This window comes from Streptomyces sp. SID5643, assembly GCF_009872555.1.
Lineage (GTDB): Bacteria > Actinomycetota > Actinomycetes > Streptomycetales > Streptomycetaceae > Streptomyces > Streptomyces iakyrus.
On record NZ_WWIC01000254.1, the window covers coordinates 1 to 2163 of the forward strand.

A 2163-nucleotide genomic window follows, 5' to 3' on the forward strand; every position below is an offset into this window, starting at 1 on the left:
GATGACCAGGTGAAGATCCGGGGCTTCCGGATTGAGCCCGGTGAGGTCCAGGCCGTGTTGACCGCACACCCGCAGGTCGCTCAGGCGGCTGTGATCGCTCGTGAGGACACGCCGGGCGACACCCGCCTGGTCGCCTACGTCGTCCCCGTGGAGACCGACACGGCCGACAGCGAACTCCCTGCACAAGTACGTCGGTTCGCGACCGGTCGCTTGCCCGAGCACATGGTGCCGTCGGTGGTCGTCGTGCTCGACGCCCTGCCGCTGACCGCGAACGGCAAGCTGAACCGTGCGGCCCTCCCAGCCCCGGACTTCGCAGGCATCGCGGGCGCCGGCCGAGGGCCCGCCAACGTACGGGAGGAAATCCTGTGCGCTGCCTTCGCCCAAGTCCTGGGTCTGGACAGCGTCGGCGTCCACGACGACTTCTTCGAACTGGGCGGCCACTCGCTGCTCGTGGTGCGGCTGGTGGAGGTGCTGCGCACCCAAGGCGTGTCCGTGTCGGTCCGGGCCCTCTTCGAGACGCCGACGGTGGAGGGGCTGGCGGCGTCGGCGGGCGCCGAGCAGGTCGTGGTGCCGGAGAACCTGATCCCTGCGGACGCGGCCGAGATCACCCCGGAGATGCTGCCGCTCATCGACCTTTCGGACGACGAGGTCGAGCGGATCGTGGCCACCGTTGAGGGGGGCGCGGCGAACGTGGCGGACGTGTATCCGCTGGCGCCGCTACAGGAGGGACTGCTGTTCCACCACGTGCTCGCGGGCGGCGGCGAGGACGCCTACGTCATGCCGACGGTGGTGGAGTTCGACTCACGCGACCGACTTGATGCCTTCCTCTCCGCTCTTCAACGGGTGGTGGACCGGCACGACATCTACCGCACGTCGATCGTCTGGGAGGGCCTGCGGGAGCCGGTGCAGGTGGTATGGCGCCGCGCCACACTGCCGGTGCGGGAAGTGGTGCTGGACGCACGCAGCGCGGACCCGGTGGCGGAACTGGTCACCGTCGGCGGCCTGTCCATGGACCTGGGCCTGGCTCCGCTGATGAGTGTGCATGTCGCGGCGATCCCGGACGCGGCACAGCCGACGGGTGACGGCTGGCTGGCGCTGATACGGGCGCACCACATGGTGCGCGACCACACGGCACTCGAGGTGCTGCTCGCGGAGGTGAACGCGATCCTCGCCGGGCGGGGCGACGAGTTGCCGGAGCCATTGCCGTTCCGGAACTTCGTGGCGCAGGCACGTGGCGCGGTCGAGCGGTCCGAGCACGAGCGGTACTTCGCGCAGCTGCTGGGAGATGTGACCGAGCCGACCGCGCCGTTCGGGCTCGCGGACGTGCGCGGTGCGGGCGTGGACTTGGTGCGCGAAGTCCAGCCCTTCCCACAGGAGTTGGACGTACGGCTGAGGGGTGTCGCCAGGCGTCTGGGCGCCAGCCCTGCGACGGTGCTGCATGTGGCGTGGGCGCGCGTTCTCGCCGCTGTCAGCGGCCGTGACGACGTGGTCTTCGGAACCGTGCTGTTCGGCCGGATGAATGCCGGGGCTGGGTCGGACCGGGTGCCGGGCCCCTACATCAACACGCTGCCGGTACGGGTGCGTACGGACGAGCTGGGCGTGCTGGCGGCCGTGGGGGCGATGCGCGCTCAGCTGGCGGAGCTCCTGGAGCACGAGCACGCGCCGCTTGCCCTCGCGCAGCGAGCCAGCGGGGTGCCGGGTGACACACCGCTGTTCACGGCCCTGTTCAACTACCGCTACAGCACCGGACCGGGCCCCGAGGCGCGAGGCGAGGCCGAGGAACGCGGGCGCGACGGTCTGCGCGGCATCCGGCCGGTCTTCTCCCGGGAGCGCACCAACTACCCGCTGATGATCTCGGTCAACGACCACGGCGATCGGATGGCGCTGTCGGTGGACGCGGTGGCCCCTGTGGACCCACGGGCGCTCGGTGCGCTGGTGTGCATCGCCGCCGAGGGTGTGGTGTCCGCGCTGGAGGAGACGCTGGCCGGCGGTGCGGACGTGCCGCTGAGCCGGGTGGTGGTGCTGGACGAGGATGCGCGTCGTCGTGTGTTGGTGGAGTGGAACGACACCGGGACCGTGGTGGAGCCTTCGACGTTGCCGGGGTTGTTCGGGGCGCAGGTGGTGCGGACGCCGGATGCGGTGGCGGTGGTCGCCGAGGGTGTG

Annotated in this window: 1 protein-coding gene; it reads left to right on the forward strand. The window is 70.8% G+C overall.

All coding sequences use genetic code 11. From position 1 onward, the window contains the following. Window positions 1–54: 54 nt before the first annotated feature. On the forward strand, window positions 55–2163 hold a 2109-nt coding region (locus GTY56_RS28395; protein WP_346345609.1), incomplete at its 3' end, for a condensation domain-containing protein.